At 69.9% G+C, this 19,805-nt stretch carries 17 protein-coding genes; 14 read left to right on the top strand and 3 right to left on the bottom strand.

Annotated elements, in window-relative coordinates:
- Positions 1 to 106: 106 nt before the first annotated feature.
- The 3 genes from OG395_RS13190 to galE all read right to left on the bottom strand — a co-directional run bounded on the left by OG395_RS13190 (position 107) and on the right by galE (position 3,717).
- Positions 107 to 1,387, bottom strand: coding sequence for a bifunctional class I SAM-dependent methyltransferase/N-acetyltransferase (locus tag OG395_RS13190; protein ID WP_327243083.1), 1,281 nt, complete (start codon positions 1,385 to 1,387; stop codon positions 107 to 109).
- Between the two features lie 238 nt (positions 1,388 to 1,625).
- Complete coding sequence (locus tag OG395_RS13185) at positions 1,626 to 2,567, bottom strand: cation diffusion facilitator family transporter (protein ID WP_327243082.1); 942 nt, start codon at positions 2,565 to 2,567, stop codon at positions 1,626 to 1,628.
- A gap of 166 nt (positions 2,568 to 2,733) precedes the next feature.
- Positions 2,734 to 3,717 (bottom strand): UDP-glucose 4-epimerase GalE, encoded by a 984-nt coding sequence (gene galE / locus OG395_RS13180; protein ID WP_327243081.1) that lies wholly within the window; start codon positions 3,715 to 3,717, stop codon positions 2,734 to 2,736.
- 339 nt (positions 3,718 to 4,056) lie between these two features.
- Between galE and OG395_RS13175 the strand changes: the two genes are divergently transcribed.
- The 14 genes from OG395_RS13175 to hpnH all read left to right on the top strand — a co-directional run bounded on the left by OG395_RS13175 (position 4,057) and on the right by hpnH (position 19,805).
- Positions 4,057 to 5,817 (top strand): DUF5941 domain-containing protein, encoded by a 1,761-nt coding sequence (locus OG395_RS13175; protein WP_327243080.1) that lies wholly within the window; start codon positions 4,057 to 4,059, stop codon positions 5,815 to 5,817.
- Positions 5,814 to 6,551: a phosphocholine cytidylyltransferase family protein gene (locus OG395_RS13170; protein ID WP_327243079.1), complete on the top strand. Its 738-nt coding sequence runs from the start codon at positions 5,814 to 5,816 to the stop codon at positions 6,549 to 6,551. Before OG395_RS13175 ends, OG395_RS13170 begins: the two co-directional genes overlap by 4 nt.
- Positions 6,539 to 7,600 (top strand): iron-containing alcohol dehydrogenase family protein, encoded by a 1,062-nt coding sequence (locus tag OG395_RS13165; RefSeq protein ID WP_327243078.1) that lies wholly within the window; start codon positions 6,539 to 6,541, stop codon positions 7,598 to 7,600. Before OG395_RS13170 ends, OG395_RS13165 begins: the two co-directional genes overlap by 13 nt.
- Entirely contained in the window at positions 7,578 to 8,357 is a 780-nt protein-coding gene (locus OG395_RS13160) for a CDP-alcohol phosphatidyltransferase family protein (protein WP_327243077.1), read from the top strand. The genes OG395_RS13165 and OG395_RS13160 overlap by 23 nt, the downstream gene beginning before the upstream one ends.
- Entirely contained in the window at positions 8,354 to 9,238 is an 885-nt protein-coding gene (locus tag OG395_RS13155; protein WP_327243076.1) for a glycosyltransferase family 2 protein, read from the top strand. The genes OG395_RS13160 and OG395_RS13155 overlap by 4 nt, the downstream gene beginning before the upstream one ends.
- A gap of 106 nt (positions 9,239 to 9,344) precedes the next feature.
- Positions 9,345 to 10,274 carry an ABC transporter permease gene (locus tag OG395_RS13150; protein ID WP_327243075.1) on the top strand — a complete coding sequence of 310 codons (930 nt, stop codon included), beginning with the start codon at positions 9,345 to 9,347 and terminating at the stop codon, positions 10,272 to 10,274.
- Complete coding sequence (locus OG395_RS13145) at positions 10,267 to 11,052, top strand: ABC transporter ATP-binding protein (protein ID WP_327243074.1); 786 nt, start codon at positions 10,267 to 10,269, stop codon at positions 11,050 to 11,052. The genes OG395_RS13150 and OG395_RS13145 overlap by 8 nt, the downstream gene beginning before the upstream one ends.
- Positions 11,053 to 11,496: 444 nt before the next feature.
- A complete protein-coding gene (hpnC, locus tag OG395_RS13140) occupies positions 11,497 to 12,417 on the top strand; it encodes a squalene synthase HpnC (protein WP_327243073.1) in 921 nt (306 codons plus the stop codon).
- 29 nt (positions 12,418 to 12,446) lie between these two features.
- A complete protein-coding gene (gene hpnD / locus OG395_RS13135; RefSeq protein ID WP_266990304.1) occupies positions 12,447 to 13,367 on the top strand; it encodes a presqualene diphosphate synthase HpnD in 921 nt (306 codons plus the stop codon).
- Positions 13,368 to 13,527: 160 nt separating this feature from the next.
- Entirely contained in the window at positions 13,528 to 14,916 is a 1,389-nt protein-coding gene (gene hpnE, locus OG395_RS13130; RefSeq protein ID WP_327243072.1) for a hydroxysqualene dehydroxylase HpnE, read from the top strand.
- Positions 14,913 to 16,016, top strand: coding sequence for a polyprenyl synthetase family protein (locus tag OG395_RS13125; protein ID WP_327243071.1), 1,104 nt, complete (start codon positions 14,913 to 14,915; stop codon positions 16,014 to 16,016). Before hpnE ends, OG395_RS13125 begins: the two co-directional genes overlap by 4 nt.
- Before the next feature lie 104 nt (positions 16,017 to 16,120).
- Positions 16,121 to 18,121 carry a squalene--hopene cyclase gene (shc, locus tag OG395_RS13120; RefSeq protein ID WP_327243070.1) on the top strand — a complete coding sequence of 667 codons (2,001 nt, stop codon included), beginning with the start codon at positions 16,121 to 16,123 and terminating at the stop codon, positions 18,119 to 18,121.
- Positions 18,121 to 18,780, top strand: coding sequence for a phosphorylase family protein (locus tag OG395_RS13115; protein WP_327243069.1), 660 nt, complete (start codon positions 18,121 to 18,123; stop codon positions 18,778 to 18,780). The genes shc and OG395_RS13115 overlap by 1 nt, the downstream gene beginning before the upstream one ends.
- Before the next feature lie 5 nt (positions 18,781 to 18,785).
- Positions 18,786 to 19,805 (top strand): adenosyl-hopene transferase HpnH, encoded by a 1,020-nt coding sequence (hpnH, locus tag OG395_RS13110; RefSeq protein WP_327243068.1) that lies wholly within the window; start codon positions 18,786 to 18,788, stop codon positions 19,803 to 19,805.

The following is a 19,805-nucleotide window of genomic DNA, read 5'->3' as shown; positions in this document are numbered from 1 at the left end:
TCGAGTCTGCTCAAGTCTGCCGTACAAAAGCGGCTTGTCCGTACTTCGGGTCCTGGCATGTCCGGCCCCGCCGCACCTGGTGGATGCGGCGGGACCGGACGGCACGTCAGATCCCGAATGCCGCCGGATACTGGATCGTGCCCGTCGGCACGGGCATGGAATCGTCGAGGACCAGAGCCATCATCGCCTCGTCCGGCACCTCGAAGCCCGCCCGGATCCCGAACCGGGACGCCGGTACGAAGCCGAACCGCGGGTAGTAGTCGGGATGCCCGAGCACCAGGACGAGTGACTCGCCCCGCAGCCGGGCCGCGTCCAGCACGGCCCGCACCACCGCCTGACCCGCGCCCTGCCGCCGGTGGTCCGGGGCCGTCGCCACGGGGGCCAGTGCGAGCGCCGGTGCGTCACCCACCCGGCACCGGGTCAGCAGGGCGTACGCCGCGATGTCCCCGGTCCCTCCGGTTTCCCGTGCCACGTAGGACAGGCCGGGCAGCCAGGCCTGCGGATCGGTGCGCAGCGCGTCGACGAGACGGGCCTCGTCCGGAGTCGGAAAGGCTGCCGCATTGACCGCGTGCACCGCATCGATGTCCGCCGCCGTCTCCGGCCGGGTGGTCCAGCGGGGGTCGGCGGGGCGCAGGACGTACGCGGCATAGCCGTACTCCGTACCGTGGTCGCGGCGCATGACCAGTTCCTCCCGCGTGGACGCGAGCGCCCACGCCATGCCGGGCGCCGACGGATCGGCGGCCGCGACCTTCTCGGCGAGCGGCACGTAGTACTCGTCCCAGTCGCTCTCGGGCTGCACCCGCACCCCGAGGACGTGATAGCCCGCCGCGACGGCCCGCGCCGTCTGTGCGGACACCGGGAGCATCGGGCCGTCCTGGTCCCAGAAGGCGCGCGCCTCGTCCGACGGCGCGTCCGTCGTCCAGACGCAGTGGCTGACCACCAAGGAGCCGCCCGGGGCGAGCAGCCGCTTCCAGTCCCGCAGCGCGGTGTCGAAGCCGATGATGTACGCGGACCCCTCGGCCCAGACCAGATCGAACGACGCGTCCGCGAAGTCCGGGGTACCCGGGCCGGAAAGCCTGCCCATGTCGGCGTGGACAGTACGGATCCGGTCGCCGAGCCCGCGCGCCTCGGCGGACGCGCGCAGCTCGTCGAGGAACGGCTGATGGGTGTCGACGGCCGTCACCTCGGCGCCGGCTTCGGCGGCGAGCAGCAGCGCGGCACGGCCGGGACCGCAGCCCAGATCGAGGACGCGCGGACGCCGCGGCAGCAGACCGGTGCGGGCCAGCATCCACCGGGTGGTGGCGTCGGAGCCTGGGCTCTGCCGGGGCAGGTGGTGGTGCAGGGAGAAGAACGCCTCGTAACGGGCGGTGTGATCGTTGTCGGTCAACGTGGGAAACCCTTGAGTGAGAGGGTTCCGGCCAACGTGGCGACTCGGCGTGCCTGAGTCGGGGCGCTAGCCGGGAACCCGGGAGCTGAAGAAGGACCGGATGCTGCGCCGGGCAGGCGCCGTCGCGACGGTCATCAACCTCAGCTCCTCTCTCAGGCAAGGGGAGGCACGCATGCCTCTGCGCAGGACCCTACACCCGCGCCCGGGCGGCAGTTCGGGCACCGCGCTGAATCGCCGTTCAGTGACAGAGCTTGGCCTCGTGCTCCGCGTGCCCGCTCGGCTCCAGCTGGAACGTGCAGTGCTCGACGTCGAAGTGGTCGCCGAGACAGCCCTGCAGCTCGTGCAGCAGCTTCTCGTGCCCCATCGAGTCGAGCAGCTCCTGTTGCACCACCACATGGGCGGAGAGCACCGGCATCCCCGAAGTGATGGTCCAGGCATGCAGGTCATGGACGTCCAGCACCCCGGGCAGGGCGGTGATGTGGGCCCGTACCTCGCCCATGTCGACGCCCTTGGGGGCCGACTCCAGCAGCACATTGAGCGTCTCCCGGAGCAGCTTGACCGTACGGGGGACGATCATCAGGCCGATCAGCAGCGAGGCGATCGGGTCGGCGGCCTGCCAGCCAGTGGCCAGGATGATGCCGGCCGAGACCAGCACGGTGACTGAGCCGAGCGCGTCCGCGAGCACCTCCAGATAGGCGCCGCGCACATTGAGGCTGTCCTTCTGTCCGCGCATCAGCAGCGACAGGGAGACCATGTTGGCCACCAGGCCGACGAGGGCGAAGACGATCGTCAGCCCGCCCCGGGTCTCGGTGGGCGTGATGAAGCGCTCGACCGCTTCGTAGAGCAGATAGCCGCCCACGCCGAGCAGCAGCAGGCAGTTGACCAGCGCGGCGAGGATCTCGGCCCGGGCGTAGCCGAAGGTCCGGTTGAGCCCGGCCGGCTTGTTGGCGAAGTGGATCGCCAGCAGCGCCATGCCAAGACCCAGCGCATCGGTCGCCATGTGGGCGGCGTCGGCGATCAGTGCGAGCGAGTCGGAGAGCAGACCACCGATGATCTCGACGACCATCACGGTGAGTGTGATGCACAGCGCGATGCGCAGCCGTCCCTTGTACGCGGCGGCCGCGGTGCCGGTGGGCGGCGGCCCGCCGTGCGAGTGCCCGTGATCGTGCCCAGCCCCCATGGGGACGCCTCCGGTCGTCTTGCGGATCCGGACCCGTATCGGCCCGAGAAGGCCAGTGAACTACGGGTAGGGGGTATCGGGCAACACGGCACTGAACACCGTTGTCATGTGCCCTGACCTGCGGAAACGATGGCAGGTCAGGGGCGGTGCAGCGTTCAGGAGCGGATCAGGAGGTGACTGCCTCGGGGTGGCGCAGGCACCAGCCCTCCCATGCCGACTCGACCATGTCCCGCACCCCGCGCCGGGCCGTCCAGCCCAGCTCCTCGGACATCCGGGCGGCGGAGGCGACGGCCCTGGCCGCGTCACCGGGCCGGCGCGGCCCTGTCTCCGGCTCGATCCGGTGGCCGGTGACCTCGCCCACCAGATCGGCGAGCTCGTGCACCGAGACGCCCTTGCCGCGGCCGATGTTCACGGTCAGGTCACCGGGGCCACCCTGCTCGGCGAGTCTGCGGGCCACCGCGAGATGCGCGTCGGCGAGATCGGCGACGTGGATGTAGTCGCGGACGCAGGTCCCGTCCGGCGTCGGATAGTCGTCGCCGAAGATCCGGGGGGCCTCGCCGCGGGTCAGTCGGTCGAAGAACATCGGAATGACATTGAAGACGCCCGTGTCCGAGAGTTCCGGCTCGGCCGCTCCCGCCACATTGAAGTACCGCAGGCAACCGGTGGACAGGGAGTGCGCCCGCCCGGTCGCCCGGACCAGCCACTCCCCGGCGAGCTTGGTCTCACCGTACGGATTGATCGGGGCACAGGGAGTCTCCTCGGTGATGAGATCCACGTCCGGTACCCCGTACACGGCGGCCGAGGAGGAGAAGAGGAAGCTCCGCACACCCGCCGCGACCACGGCCTCCAGCAGGACGGTCAGCCCCGACACGTTCTCCCGGTAGTAGTGCAGCGGCTTCTCGACGGACTCGCCCACCTGTTTCTTCGCTGCGAGATGCACCACACCCGTCACCGCGTGCCTGGCGAGCGTGCGGTCGAGCAGCGCGCGGTCGGCGGCCGAGCCGCGGATCAGCGGTACATCGGCCGGGATCCGGTCGCGGATACCGGTCGAGAGGTCGTCGAGCACGACCACCCGCTCCCCGGCAGCCGCCATGGCCCGCACCACATGTGCCCCGATATATCCCGCTCCGCCTGTGATCAGCCATGTCATACCCGTCAGCCTAGGTCTATGCCGCGGCGGTGCGTGAGCCGACGCGGAGCCCGGTACCCCCGCGGTTTGTGAGCCGGGGCCGGGATCGACGATGATGATCGCGGGCGGCGCCGCATGATGCCGGTCCGCCCCGAACGGAGCACAAACGGGCAGTGAACTCCCGCTTCCGTTCATCCGATAGCCTCTGCCGACGTGCCGCCGGCCCGTATCCGGGCCGCATTGTCGCGCGCCGACCCTGTCAGCACCAAGGAGTGAGTTCGTCTGTCGACCGCCATCCTCACCGGTGCACCGGTACCCGGATCGTCGCTCGCGGACGATCTGAGGTCGCTGGGCTTCGACGTGCAGACCGCCGCTGATGTCACCGAGGCCGCCGAGCTGCTTTCCGCGGCTCCCGCCGACGCCCGCGTCGCGCTCGTCGATCCCCGCTTCGTCGGACACGTCCACGCCCTCCGGCTCGGACTGACCGACCCCCGCTTCCCCGCCGCCACCGTCCCCGGTGCGCTCACCGCACAGCCGGAGGCGCGCCCCGCGCTCGTCCGCGCCCTGCGCAGCGCCACCACGGCCATCGGTGCGGGCGTCCCCCTGGGACGGGCCGGCGGCGCGGACACCGTGCCCGTCACCGACCGCACCGTGCCGGGCCGCCTCGCCGTCGCGCTGGAGGCCGAGGGCACCGCCGTGCAGCGCCCGGAGCTCGGCTCGCTCGTCGCGGCCGTCCCCGTCGACCAGGCCGCCCGCGTCACCGCCCAGTCCGCTGTGGACGCGGTCGACGACGAAGCGGTACGCCTGCGCAGCGCCGTGAAGGCCCGCGACGGCTTCTTCACCACCTACTTCATCAGCCCGTACTCGCGCTACATCGCCCGCTGGTGCGCGCGCCGCGGCCTCACCCCGAACCAGGTCACCACCGCCTCCCTGCTCACCGCGCTGATCGCGGCGGGCTGCGCGGCGACCGGCAGCCGCGGCGGGTACATCGCCGCGGGACTGCTGCTGCTCTTCTCCTTCGTCCTGGACTGCACCGACGGGCAGCTCGCCCGCTACTCGCTGCAGTACTCGACGATGGGCGCCTGGCTGGACGCCACGTTCGACCGGGCCAAGGAGTACGCGTACTACGCGGGCCTCGCCCTCGGCGCGGCCCGGGGCGGCGACGACGTATGGGCGCTCGCCCTCGGCGCGATGGTGCTGCAGACCTGCCGTCATGTCGTCGACTTCTCGTTCAACGAGGCCAACCACGACGCGGTCGCCAATTCGAGCCCGACGGCAGCCCTCTCCGACAAGCTCGACAGCGTCGGCTGGACGGTCTGGCTGCGCCGGATGATAGTGCTGCCGATCGGCGAGCGCTGGGCGATGATCGCTGTGCTGACCGCGGTGACTACCCCGCGGATCGTTTTCTACGCTCTGCTGATCGGCTGCTCCGTCGCCGCCTGCTACACCACCGCCGGTCGCCTGCTGCGCTCGCTGCCCCGTAAGGCACAGCGCACCGACCGGGCCGCCCAGGCGCTCGCCGACCTCGCGGACTCCGGGCCGCTGGCCGGCCTCGTCGCGGCGAGGGGACCCCGCATCCGGGGCGGATGGGCCGCCCCGGTGGTGGCCCTCGTTGGTGCGGCCGCCCTGATCAGCGCCGTTCTGCTGCAGCCGTTCGGCAGTCGCCAGATGATCGTCGCCGCGGTGTTCTACGCGGTCTGCTCCGGCGTCGCCGTCGCCCGCCCCCTCAAGGGCGCACTCGACTGGCTCGTGCCCCCGATATTCCGGGCGGCGGAGTACTGCACGATCCTCGCTCTGGCCGCCCGCAGTGATGTCGACCAAGCCCTTCCTGCGGCTTTCGGACTGATTTCGGCCGTCGCCTACCATCACTACGACACGGTGTACCGCATTCGCGGGGGCACTGGCGCGCCGCCCCAGTGGCTGGTGCGATCGATCGGTGGGCACGAGGGCCGGACCCTGGTGGTGGCCGTACTCGCCGCCGTACTCACTCAGCATTCAGGTTTCACCGTGGCACTCACCGCTTTCGCGGTGGCCGTGGCCGTGGTGGTGCTTGCCGAGTCCATCCGCTTCTGGGTGTCCTCCGGAGCACCTGCCGTTCACGACGAAGGAGAACCCGCATGATCGGCCTCGTACTCGCAGCCGGTGCAGGACGGCGTCTGCGCCCCTACACCGACACGCTTCCGAAGGCCCTCGTGCCGGTCGACGGCGAGAAGACCGTGCTCGACCTGACGCTCGCCAACTTCGCGGAGATCGGCCTCACCGAGGCCGCGATCGTCGTCGGCTACCGCAAGGAGGCCGTGTACGACCGCAAGGCCGAGCTGGAGGCGAAGTACGGCCTGACGCTCACCCTTGTCGACAACGACAAGGCCGAGGAGTGGAACAACGCCTACTCCCTGTGGTGTGCCCGTGAGGTCCTGAAGCGGGGCGTCATCCTCGCCAACGGCGACACCGTGCACCCGGTGTCCGTGGAGAAGACGCTCCTCGCCGCCCGCGGCGACGGGCAGAAGATCATCCTTGCCCTCGACACGGTGAAGAACCTCGCCGACGAGGAGATGAAGGTCATCACCGACGGCGACAAGGGCGTCCAGCGGATCACCAAGCTGATGGACCCGACCACGGCGACCGGCGAGTACATCGGCGTCACCCTGATCGAGCCCGAGGCCGCAGAGGAGCTCGCCGACGCCCTGAAGGCGACGTTCGAGCGCGACCCCGACCTCTACTACGAGGACGGCTACCAGGAGCTCGTCAACCGCGGCTTCACCGTCGACGTGGCCCCCATCGGCGAAGTGACGTGGGTCGAGATCGACAACCACGACGACCTCGCGAAGGGCCGTGAGATCGCGTGCCAGTACTGACCCGACTCATCCCGTCCCCGGTCGTCGTCGACATCCGCGGTGGCGCCCTGGACGACCTGGCCGGCCTTCTCGCCGACCAGCGGATCTCCTCCTCCGGCAAGCTCGCCGTCGCGATCAGCGGCGGCTCGGGCCGGGTCCTGCGCGAGCGGCTGTCCCCGGTGCTGCCGGGCGCCCACTGGTATGAGGTCGCCGACGGCACGATCGACTCCGCCGTGCGGCTCGCCGACGAGATCAAGGGCAACCGGTACGACGCCGTGGTCGGCCTCGGCGGCGGCAAGATCATCGACGTGGCGAAGTACGCCGCGGCGCGCGTCGGCATGCCGATGGTCGCGGTTGCGACGAACCTCTCGCACGATGGTCTCTGCTCGCCCGTGGCGACCCTGGACAACGACAACGGACGGGGCTCGTACGGGGTCCCCACCCCGATCGCCGTCGTCATCGATCTCGACGTCATCCGCGAGGCGCCCGCCCGCTTCGTCCGCTCCGGCATCGGCGACGCGGTCTCCAACATCTCCTGCGTGGCCGACTGGGAGCTCGCCCACGACGTCAAGGGCGAGGAGATCGACGGGCTGGCGGCCGCCATGGCCCGGCAGGCGGGTGAGGCCGTGCTGCGCCACCCCGGCGGGGTCGGCGACGACGCCTTCCTGAAGGTGCTCGCCGAGGGCCTGGTGCTCACCGGCATCTCCATGTCGGTCGCCGGGGATTCCCGGCCGGCCTCGGGCGCCTGCCACGAGATCAACCACGCCTTCGACCTGCTGTACCCCAAGCGCGCTGCCAGCCACGGCGAGCAGGTCGGCCTCGGCGCCTGCTTCGCCATGTATCTGCGAGGTGCGCGCGAGGAGTCGCTGCTCATGGTGACCACCCTGCGCCGGCACGGGCTGCCGGTCCTGCCCGAAGACATCGGATTCACCGCCGACGAGTTCGTCCAGGCCGTCGACTACGCCCCGCAGACACGTCCGGGACGCTTCACGATCCTCGAACACCTCAACCTGTCCACCGACCAGATCAGGGACGCGTACGCCGACTATGCCAAGACCATCAGTAGCTGAACTCCGTCCGGTCGTTCACCCGGAAGGTGTGAAGGACCGGCGCAGCGGTGAACACTGGGCCGGGCGCATGTACATGCGGGAGATCTCGCTGCACATAGACCGGTACCTGGTGAACACCAAGATCACGCCGAACCAACTGACCTACCTGATGACGGTCTGCGGTGTCCTCGCCGCCCCGGCCCTGCTGGTGCCCGGGATCGCGGGCGCCGTCCTCGGGGTGGTGATGGTCCAGCTCTATCTGCTGCTCGACTGCATCGACGGCGAGATCGCCCGTTGGAAGAAGCAGTTCTCGCTCGGCGGCGTCTACCTGGACCGCGTCGGCGCCTACCTCTGCGACGCCGCGGTGCTGGTCGGCTTCGGCCTGCGCGCGGCTCATCTGTGGGGCTCCGGGCGGATCGACTGGCTGTGGGCCTTCCTCGGCACCCTCGCCGCCCTCGGTGCTGTCCTGATCAAGGCCGAGACCGACCTCGTCGGCGTCGCCCGTCACCAGGGCGGACTGCCGCCTGTCAAGGAGGCGGCGTCGGAGCCGCGCTCGTCCGGTCTGGCACTGGCCCGCAAGGCCGCCGCGGCGCTGAAGTTCCACCGCCTGGTGCTCGGGATCGAGGCATCCCTGCTGATCCTGGTCCTGGCGGTCCTGGACGCGGTCAGGGGCGACCTGTTCTTCTCCCGGCTCGGCGTCGCCGTGCTGGCCGGTATCGCCCTCGTACAGACGCTGCTGCACCTGGTGTCGGTTCTGGCGTCGAGCAGGCTGAAGTGAGCACCCCCATGAAGCTCGGCGCGGTCATCATCACGATGGGCAACCGTCCTGACGAACTGCGCGCCCTCCTCGATTCGGTCGCCAAGCAGGACGGCGACCGGATCGAGGTGGTGGTCGTCGGCAACGGCGCCCCGGTCCCGGACGTCCCCGCGGGTGTACGGACCGTCGAGCTCCCCGAGAACCTCGGCATCCCCGGCGGCCGCAACGTCGGCATCGAGGCGTTCGGCCCGTCCGGCGCCGACGTCGACGCGCTGCTCTTCCTCGACGACGACGGACTGCTGCCGCTGACCGACACCGCCGAGCTGTGCCGGCAGGCGTTCGAGCAGGACCCGAAGCTGGGGATCATCAGCTTCCGGATCGCCGACCCGGACACCGGCGTGACCCAGCGCCGCCACGTGCCACGGCTGCGCGCCGCCGACCCGATGCGCTCGTCGCGGGTGACGACCTTCCTGGGCGGCGCCAATGCCGTCCGTACCCAGGTCCTCTCCGAGGTCGGCGGGCTGCCGGGCGACTTCTTCTACGCGCACGAGGAGACGGATCTCGCCTGGCGGGCACTGGACTCCGGCTGGATGATCGACTACCGCGCGGACATGGTCCTCAACCACCCGACCACCGCCCCGTCCCGGCACGCGGTCTACCACCGCATGGTGGCCAGGAACCGGGTCTGGCTGGCGCGCCGCAACCTGCCCGCGCCCCTGGTCCCCGTCTATCTCGGCGTCTGGCTGCTGCTGACGCTGCTCCGCAAGCCCTCGGGCCCCGCCCTGAAGGCATGGTTCGGCGGCTTCCGGGAAGGCTGGACCAAGCCCTGCGGACCGCGCCGTCCGATGAAGTGGCGCACGGTATGGCGGCTGACCAGACTCGGCCGACCTCCCGTGATCTGAGAAGCTCTCCTCTGAGAGCATGAGGCGTATTTTTTTCTTACGGGACCTGTCCGCCTGAACCGCGACCGCGACTGGCTGCGCATCTTGAATACGAGAGTTTCATCTGGTGAGTGACACAACCCATGACGGTGCGGTCGCGCTGAGCACCCCGCCATCCGCCGACGACGGCCTGAGTGCCGCCGCACTGGCAGGCAAGTACGGCCTGACGGTGAGCGGCGCCCGGCCCGGGCTGTTCGAGTACGTCCAGCAGCTCTGGGGCCGCCGCCACTTCATCATGGCGTTCTCCCGCGCCAAGCTGACCGCCCAGTACAGCCAGGCCAAGCTCGGCCAGCTGTGGCAGGTGGCCACGCCGCTGCTCAACGCCCTGGTCTACTACTTGATCTTCGGGCTGATCCTGGGCACCAGGAAGGGCATGACCCAGGAGGTCTTCATCCCCTTCCTGGTGACGGGCGTCTTTGTCTTCACCTTCACGCAGAGCTCGGTGACCGCGGGCGTACGGGCGATCTCGGGCAACCTCGGACTGGTCCGAGCCCTGCACTTCCCCCGCGCGTCGCTGCCCATCTCGTTCTCGCTGCAGCAGCTCCAGCAGCTGCTGTTCTCGATGATCGTGCTGGCGGTCGTGGCGATCGGCTTCGGCAGCTACCCGTCGCTCTCCTGGCTGCTGATCGTTCCCGCGCTGGTCATGCAGTTCGTCTTCAACACCGGCCTGGCCCTGATCATGGCCCGGCTCGGCAGCAAGACCCCTGACCTCGCCCAGCTGATGCCGTTCATCATGCGCACCTGGATGTACGCGTCCGGTGTCATGTTCTCCATCCCGGTCATGCTCAAGGACAAGCCGGAGTGGATCGCGAGCGTGCTGCAGTACAACCCGGCGGCGATCTACATGGACCTGATCCGCTTCGCGCTGATCGACGGCTACGGCTCCGAGAACCTGCCGCCGCACGTCTGGATCGTCGGGCTTGCCTGGTCGGCCTTCATCGGCCTCGCGGGCTTTGTGTACTTCTGGAAGGCAGAGGAACGGTACGGCCGTGGCTGAGGACAACACTTCGGGGCGCATCCCCACCGTCATCGCCGACGATGTGCACATCGTGTACCGGGTCAACGGCGCCGGCGGAGGCAAGGGCAGTGCCACCGCGGCGCTGAGCCGGATACTGCGCCGCGGCAAGGGCGAGGCGCGCGGAGTCCGGAAGGTCCACGCCGTCCGCGGTGTCTCCTTCACCGCCTACCGGGGCGAGGCCATCGGCCTCATCGGCACCAATGGCTCCGGCAAGTCGACCCTGCTGCGGGCCATCGCCGGTCTCCTGCCGACCGAGCACGGCAAGGTGTACACGGACGGACAGCCGTCGCTGCTCGGCGTGAACGCGGCGCTGATGAGCGATCTGACCGGCGAGCGGAACGTGGTGCTCGGCGGGCTCGCGATGGGCATGACGCGTGAGGAGATCCGCGAGCGCTACCAGGGGATCGTCGACTTCTCGGGCATCAATGAGAAGGGCGACTTCATCACCCTCCCCATGCGGACGTACTCCTCCGGTATGGCCGCCCGGCTCCGGTTCTCCATCGCCGCCGCCAAGAACCACGACGTCCTCATGATCGACGAGGCGCTGGCCACCGGTGACCGCAAGTTCCAGATCCGCTCCGAGAAGCGCATCCGCGAGCTGCGCAAGGAGGCGGGCACGGTCTTCCTGGTCAGCCACAGCAACAAGTCCATCAGGGACACCTGCGACCGGGTGCTCTGGCTGGAGAAGGGCGAGCTGCTGATGGACGGCCCGACCGACGAGGTCCTCAAGGCGTACGAGCGGGAGACCGGGAAGTAGGCCCTCCGCCGTCCCCCTCACGGAAGCGGCCTCCGCCGGAGCATTCCGGCGGAGGCCGCTGCCATGTCCGGATCGTGGGCATCCGGTGCGCGTGCGCCGGGCTCTGCGCCACGCCAGGGACGATCTCCTCCCGCCGGATGACGTCAATTTCCTTGCGCACGGGGAAGGTTGGCGGGAAAGGCTGCGTTGTTGAAGTGCGGACCGCACCCGGGCGTATGGCTGAGCGTTGTACAACGTAAGCTGTAGCGGTGCTGATTCGTGGCAAGTGGGGCGATACCGCCTGGGAGTACCGATCCTAGACGGTCCTCCGCACTCGGGAGAGCGGGCGGCGTGTCCGGAATGGGATGTTTTGGGTCAGCAGTGTAGAACGGGAGATGTGACGGCAATGACGGAAAATCTCCAGCTCCGAGGTGTATATGCCGTCCCCCCGCCGGGCGGTCCGTGGTGACTCGTACCCGGCAGGCGCGCCATGACGCCGCCTTCCCCGCCACGCTCGACAAGGCCGCGGACGAGAACTTTCCTGTGGCCCCGTTCTTTCTGCCGCGCGCGTGGCGTAACGATCTGATGGCCGTGTACGGATACGCCCGTCTCGTCGACGACATCGGCGACGGCGATCTCGCCCCCGGTGGCGCCGATGCCCGCCACCTCGGACTCGATCCGGCACAGACCGATGACCGGCTGGCGATGCTCGACGCCTTCGAGGCCGATCTGCACCGCGTGTTCGACCCCGCGGGCGACGGCCCGCGCCACCCGCTGCTCCGCGCACTGCGCCCCACCGTGCGGCGCTGCGCGCTCACCCCCGAACCGTTTCTCGGGCTCATCGAGGCGAACCGGCAGGACCAGAAGGTCCGGCGGTACGGGACGTACGAGGAACTGCTCGCCTACTGCGAGCTCTCCGCCAATCCCGTCGGCCGGCTGGTCCTCGGGATCACCGGGACCGCGAGCACCGAGCGGATCCGCCGCTCCGACGCCGTCTGCACCGCCCTGCAGATCGTCGAGCACCTCCAGGACGTCACCGAGGACCTCGGTCGCGACCGGATCTATCTGCCGGCCGAGGACATGGCCCGGTTCCATGTCACCGAGGCCGACCTCGCAACCCCCTCCGGGGGCGCATCGGTGCGCGCACTGGTTGCATACGAAGCAGAACGCGCCCGGAACCTGCTGAATGAAGGCACCCCCCTCGTGGGTAGCGTCCACGGCAGGCTCAAGCTGCTTCTCGCCGGATTTGTGGGAGGGGGGCGCGCCGCCCTCACCGCGATCGCGGCCGCCGGGTTCGACGTACTGCCCGGACCGCCCAAGCCCACCAAGCCCAGCCTGCTGCGCGAGGTGGGAGTTGTCTTGCGAAGAGCGCGTAGAGAGGGGTGAGCCGGACCGTGGAGGGACAGACGACGTACATGTCGGCGCCGGTACAGGCCGCATACAGTTACTGCGAGGCCGTCACCGGACAGCAGGCGCGTAACTTCGCGTACGGAATCAGGCTGCTGCCCACCGAGAAGCGGCAGGCCATGTCGGCGTTGTACGCCTTCTCCCGCCGGGTCGACGACATCGGCGACGGAGAGCTGGACCGGGAGACCAAGCGGACCCGGCTGGAGGGCACCCGCACACTCCTGGACCGGATCCGGGACGGCGCGGTCGAGGAGGACGACACCGACCCGGTGGCTGTCGCGCTCGCCGACGCCGCACGTCGGTTTCCGCTGCCGCTCGGTGGGCTCGACGAGCTGATCGACGGCGTGCTGATGGACGTGCGCGGCGCGACGTACGAGACGTGGGACGACCTCAAGGTCTACTGCCGGTGTGTCGCCGGAGCCATCGGGCGGCTCAGCCTGGGCGTCTTCGGGACGGAACCGGGTGCGCCCGGCGCGGACCGGGCCGCGGAGTACGCCGACACGCTCGGCCTCGCCCTGCAGCTCACCAACATCCTCCGCGACGTCCGCGAGGACGCGGGCAACGGGCGTACGTATCTGCCGTCCGACGACCTTGCCAAATTCGGTTGCTCGGCCGGCTTCCACCGGGCCACACCGCCGCCGGGCTCCGACTTCGCGGGGCTGGTCCACTTCGAGGTCCGGCGCGCCCGTGCCCTCTTCGCCGAGGGCTACCGGCTGCTGCCGATGCTGGACCGCCGCAGCGGCGCCTGCGTCGCCGCCATGGCCGGTATCTACCGGCGGCTGCTCGACCGGATCGAGCGCGACCCGGAGGCGGTGCTGCGCGGCCGGGTCTCGCTGCCGGGCCACGAGAAGGCGTATGTCGCGGTGCGTGGACTGTCGGGTCTGGACGCGCGGTACATTTCCCGCCGGACGGCCCGGGGGCGTGTCTGATGCGTATCGCGGACAACTCACGCAACATGTGCATCACGGACAACCGGTCTCTTCGGCGGGCAACCCTCCGACGGGATGACGCGTCCCTGACTGAAACGACGTGCCTGACCGACATGACCAGCCCAGCCGGTTCGACCCGGCGGAAACGGAGGGGGGACGCATGACCGACGAGGCCCTGCGCTCCTCCCGCGCCGTCGTGATCGGCGGCGGACTCGCCGGCATCACCGCGGCCCTCCGCCTTGCCGACGCCGGGCTTGACGTGACCCTGCTCGAAGGACGGCCCCGGCTCGGGGGACTCGCCTTCTCCTTCCGTCGCGGCGAACTGACGGTCGACAACGGGCAGCATGTCTATCTGCGTTGCTGCACCGCCTACCGCTGGTTCCTCGACCGGGTCGACGGCGCCCGTCTGGCGCCCCTGCAAAACCGTTTGGACGTGCCCGTTCTCGACGTCGGACGCTCTTCGGGGCCCCGGCTCGGACGGCTGCGCCGCAATGCGCTTCCCGTCCCGTTCCACCTCGCCGCCGGACTCGCCGGCTATCCGCACCTCTCGCTCGCCGAACGGGCGTCCGTCGGACGTGCCGCGCTGGCACTCGGCCGCCTCGACCCGGACGACCCGGCGCTCGACACCATCGACTTCGGCAGCTGGCTGGCCCGGCACGGACAGTCCCCGCGCACCATCGAGGCCCTCTGGGACCTGGTCGGCGTCGCCACACTCAACGCCACCGCACCGAACTCCTCGCTGGCCCTCGCCGCGAAGGTCTTCAAGACCGGACTTCTTTCCGAGCCCGGCGCCGCCGACATCGGCTGGGCGAGCGTGCCGCTCGGCGAGGTCCACGACACGCTGGCCCGCAAGGCGCTCGACTCCGCAGGCGTACGGACCGAGCTGCGCACCAAGGCCGACAGCCTCTCCCGTACCGAGGACGGACGCTGGAACGTCGACACGGGCGCCGAACGGATCGAGGCGGACACCGTCGTCCTCGCCGTCCCCCAGCGGGAGACCCACGGGCTGCTGCCCGAGGGCGCACTCGACGCGCCGGGCAGGCTGCTCGACATCGGCACCTCGCCGATCCTCAATGTGCACGTCGTCTACGACCGCAAGGTGCTGCGCCGCCCCTTCTTCGCCGCACTCGGCTCCCCGGTCCAGTGGGTCTTCGACCGTACGGACGCCTCCGGACTCACCGGGCCCGGGCAGTACCTCGCGATCTCCCAGTCCGCGGCCGACGACGAGATCGACCTGCCCGTCGCCGAACTGCGCCGTCGCTACCTGCCCGAACTGGAGCGGCTGCTCCCCGCCGCCCGCGGAGCCGGCATCAGGGACTTCTTCGTCACCCGGGAGCGTACGGCGACTTTCGCCCCCGCCCCCGGCGTCGGCCGGCTGCGCCCCGGGACCCGCACTCGTACCCCCGGCCTCCTTCTGGCCGGAGCATGGACGGCCACGGGCTGGCCCGCGACGATGGAGGGCGCTGTCCGCAGCGGGTTCAACGCCGCCGGCGCGGCGCTCTCCTCGCTCGGCCGCACCCATGAACATCCGCTGCAGGAGGCGGCATGAGCAGTACCACCGGAACAAGAGGAGAGTCAGTGACCCCGGCGAATCCGGCTTTCGACACCGTGGCAGACACCGCGGACGTCACCGCGCTTCTGGAGCGCGGACGGGCCATGTCCGCTCCGGTGCTCCGGGCCGCCGTTGACCGGCTCGCACCGCCCATGGACACCGTCGCCGCCTACCACTTCGGCTGGATCGACGCTCAGGGCCGCCCCGCCGACGGCGACGGCGGCAAGGCCGTCCGCCCCGCGCTCGCCCTGCTGTCCGCCGAGGCGGCGGGCGCCGCCGCCGAGGCAGGCATCCCCGGCGCCGTCGCCGTCGAACTCGTGCACAACTTCTCGCTGCTGCACGACGACCTGATGGACGGCGACGAGCAGCGCCGTCACCGCGACACGGTGTGGAAGGTGCACGGCCCCGCCCAGGCGATCCTGGTCGGCGATGCGCTCTTCGCGCTGGCCAACGAGATCCTGCTGGAGCTCGGCACGGTCGAGGCGGGCCGCGCGGCCCGCCGGTTGACCACTGCCAGCCGCAAGCTCATCGACGGGCAGGCCCAGGACATCTCCTACGAGCACCGCGAGCGGGTCACCGTCGCGGAGTGCCTGGAGATGGAGGGCAACAAGACGGGTGCCCTGCTCGCCTGCGCCGTGTCCATCGGCGCGGTGCTCGGCGGCGCAGACGACCGCACCGCCGACATCCTGGAGGCATACGGCTACCACCTCGGCCTCGCCTTCCAGGCCGTCGACGATCTGCTCGGTATCTGGGGCGACCCGGAGTCCACCGGCAAGCAGACCTGGAGCGATCTGCGTCAGCGCAAGAAGTCCCTGCCGGTCGTCGCCGCGCTGGCCGCGGGCGGACCGGCCTCGGAGCGCCTCGGTGAACTGCTCGCCGCGGATGCCAAGAGCAGCGACTTCGACAGTTTCTCCGAGGAGGAGTTCGCCGCCCGGGCGGCGCTCATCGAGGAGGCGGGCGGCCGGGAGTGGACCGCCCAGGAGGCCCGTCGGCAGCATGCGGTCGCCATTGAGGCGCTGCACGGTGTCGACATGCCGGAATCCGTGCGGGCGCAGCTCACTGCGCTCGCGGACTTCGTCGTCGTACGAAAGAGATGATCACCATTCGCATATGACTCGCAGTCGCCGGCCGGTGCCCGTAGGGGGCGCCGGCCGACGGAGACCCCAGCACAGCAGAGGACCAACTGCACGAAGGGGAAGCCATGACAGCGACGACCGACGGAAGCACCGGGGCTGTGAACCCCCGCGCAGCCTCGGCCAGCGAAACGACCGAATCAACCATCGCCGCGGACGATGTGCTCGCCGCCGCGCGGCGGGCCGCGGAACGCTCGGTGGAGCATCTCCTCGGCAGGCAGGACGCCCAGGGCTGGTGGAAGGGCGACCTCGCCACCAACGTCACGATGGACGCCGAGGACCTGCTGCTCCGTCAGTTCCTCGGCATTCAGGACCCGGCCACCGTCGAGGCGGCCGGACTCTTCATCCGCGGCGAGCAGCTCGTCGACGGCACCTGGGCCACCTTCTACGGCGGCCCGGGCGACCTCTCCGCCACCATTGAGGCCTACGTCGCACTGCGGCTGGCCGGAGACCGGCCGGACGAGCCGCACATGGCCCGAGCCTCCGGATGGATCCGGGAACAGGGCGGCATCGCGGAGAGCCGCGTCTTCACCCGCATCTGGCTGGCCCTCTTCGGCTGGTGGAAATGGGACGACCTGCCGGTGCTCCCACCGGAGCTGATGTTCTTCCCGAAGTGGGTCCCGCTCAACATCTACGACTTCGGTTGCTGGGCCCGGCAGACCATTGTGCCGCTGACGGTCGTCTCGGCGAAGCGGCCGGTACGGCCCGCGCCCTTCGCCCTCGACGAACTGCACACCGACCCGCTCGTCCCGAACCCGCCCAGGCGCCCCGCCCCGGCAGCCAGCTGGGACGGTGTCTTCCAGCGCCTCGACAAGGCGTTGCACGTCTACCACAAGGTGGCCCCGCGCCGGCTGCGCCGGATCGCCATGAACGAGGCAGCCCGCTGGATCATCGAACGCCAGGAGAACGACGGCTGCTGGGGCGGCATCCAGCCGCCCGCCGTGTACTCCGTCATCGCCCTGCACCTCCTCGGCTACGACCTCGACCACCCCGTGATGCGGGCCGGCCTGGATTCGCTGAACCGGTTCGCAGTCTGGCGCGAGGACGGCGCCCGCATGATCGAGGCCTGCCAGTCACCGGTCTGGGACACCTGCCTCGCCACCATCGCGCTCGCCGATGCCGGAGTGAGGCCCGACCATCCCGCGCTCGTGAAAGCGGCGGACTGGATGCTCGGCGAGGAGATCGTCAGGCCTGGCGACTGGTCCGTGCGTCGACCTCAACTGGACCCAGGCGGATGGGCGTTCGAGTTCCACAACGACAACTACCCGGACATCGACGACACCGCCGAGGTGGTCCTCGCGCTGCGCCGGGTCCGGCACCCCAACCCGGCCAGTATCGAGGCCGCCATCGAACGCGGGGTGCGTTGGAACCTCGGCATGCAGTCCCGCAACGGCGCCTGGGGCGCATTCGACGCAGACAACACCAGCCCGTTCCCCAACCGACTGCCGTTCTGCGACTTCGGAGAGGTCATCGACCCGCCGTCCGCCGATGTCACCGGACACGTGGTGGAGATGCTCGCCATGGAGGGGCGGTCCGACCACCCCGCCGCTCGGCGCGGCATCGAGTGGCTGCTCGCCGAACAGGAGGCGAGCGGTGCCTGGTTCGGCCGCTGGGGCGTCAACTACGTCTACGGAACAGGGTCGGTGGTGCCCGCCCTGATCGCTGCCGGGCTGCCCGCCTCCCATCCGGCGATCCGCCGGGCGGTCGGCTGGCTGGAGTCCGTCCAGAACGACGACGGCGGCTGGGGCGAGGACCTGCGCTCGTACCGGGAGGAGAAGTGGATCGGGCACGGCTCGTCCACCGCCTCCCAGACCGCGTGGGCCCTCCTCGCCCTTCTCGCCGCCGACCGGCGGGACAGCACGACGGTGGCCCGCGGCATCGCCTGGCTGACCGAGAATCAGCAGGCCGACGGGTCCTGGGACGAGCCGTACTTCACCGGCACCGGGTTCCCCTGGGACTTCTCCATCAACTACCACCTCTACCGCCAGGTCTTCCCTCTCACCGCGCTCGGGCGGTACGTGTACGGTGACCCGTTCGCCGCCCGCACGGCCACTGGCGAGGGGGCCTGATGGGCGATACCCCGGGGCCGCCCGGCCCCGCAACGCCTCTGCTGATCGCCTGCGCGCTCGGTCTCGAGCAACTGGCCCTGCGCAGCGGCAGGGGACGGGCCGGCGACGCCCCGGGCCCGGTGACCGTGCTCCGTACGGGCATGGGTCCGAAAGCCGCCGAGACGGCCGTGGAACGCGCGCTCGCCCCGGACCGGACGCCCGGCTCCGCGGTCATTGCCTCCGGGTTCTGTGCCGGGCTCGCACCCGGCATGCACCCCGGGGACCTGGTGGTCGCCGACGAGACCCGGGAAGCCGGGGAGTCGACGGCCTGTACCGGCGTGGGTCTGCTCGCCGAGGCACTCGCCGGGGCGGTGCCCGGCCGCACCGTCCACATCGGTCCGCTGACCGGTTCCGGCCATGTCGTACGCGGACATGAGCGGGCCGAACTGTGGGCCACCGGGGCGATCGCGGTGGACATGGAGTCCGCCGCCACTCTTCGCACCGCCCTGCGCACCGGGCCGCGCCCGGTTGCGGCTGTACGGGTGGTCGTGGACGCTCCGGAGCACGAGCTCGTCCGCATCGGCACACTACGCGGTGGAATATCAGCCTTCCGTGTTCTTCGTGCCGTCCTACCGGCTTTCTATGAATGGCACCGATCTTTGCTGCTCCCCAGGAGGTGAGCTAGATGGCCATGCCGCTCCGTCAGACCATCAAGGTTGCGACGTACCTCATTGAACAAAAGCTCCGCAAGCGGGACAAGTTCCCGCTGATTGTCGAGCTGGAGCCTTTGTTCGCCTGCAACCTGGCGTGCGAGGGCTGCGGAAAGATCCAGCATCCTGCCGGAGTCCTGAAGCAGCGCATGCCGGTGGCCCAGGCCGTCGGCGCGGTGCTGGAATCGGGCGCCCCGATGGTGTCCATCGCGGGGGGCGAACCCCTGATGCACCCGCAGATCGACGAAATCGTGCGGCAACTGGTAGCACGGAGGAAGTACGTCTTCCTCTGCACCAACGCGATGCTGCTCCGCAAGAAGATCGAGAAATTCACCCCCTCGCCGTACTTCGCCTTCGCCGTGCACATCGACGGCCTGCGTGAGCGGCACGACGAATCGGTCGCCAAGGAAGGCGTGTTCGACGAGGCGGTGGCGGCGATCAAGGAGGCCAAGCGGCGCGGCTTCCGGGTCACCACGAACTCCACCTTCTTCAACACCGACACCCCGCAGACCGTCATCGAGGTCCTCAACTATCTCAATGACGATCTGAAGGTCGACGAGATGATGATCTCGCCCGCCTACGCGTACGAGAAGGCGCCCGACCAGGAGCACTTCCTCGGCGTCGAGCAGACCCGGGAGCTCTTCAAGAAGTCCTTCGCGGGCGGCAACCGGGCCCGCTGGCGGCTGAACCACTCGCCGCTCTTCCTGGATTTCCTGGAGGGCAAGGCGGACTTCCCGTGCACGGCCTGGGCGATCCCCAACTACTCGCTCTTCGGCTGGCAGCGACCGTGCTATCTGATGAGCGACGGGTACGTCCCGACGTACCGGGAACTCATCGAGGAGACCGACTGGGACAAGTACGGCCGCGGCAAGGACCCGCGCTGTGCCAACTGCATGGCGCACTGCGGCTACGAGCCGACCGCCGTCCTCGCCACGATGGGGTCGCTGAAGGAATCCCTGCGCGCCGCGCGGGAAACCGTCTCCGGGAACCGGTGA

It is taken from the genome of Streptomyces sp. NBC_01320 (genome assembly GCF_035974375.1).
GTDB lineage: Bacteria > Actinomycetota > Actinomycetes > Streptomycetales > Streptomycetaceae > Streptomyces > Streptomyces yanii.
The sequence above is the reverse complement of the archived record's forward strand: the minus strand, read 5'-3'. Positions and strand labels throughout refer to the sequence as shown.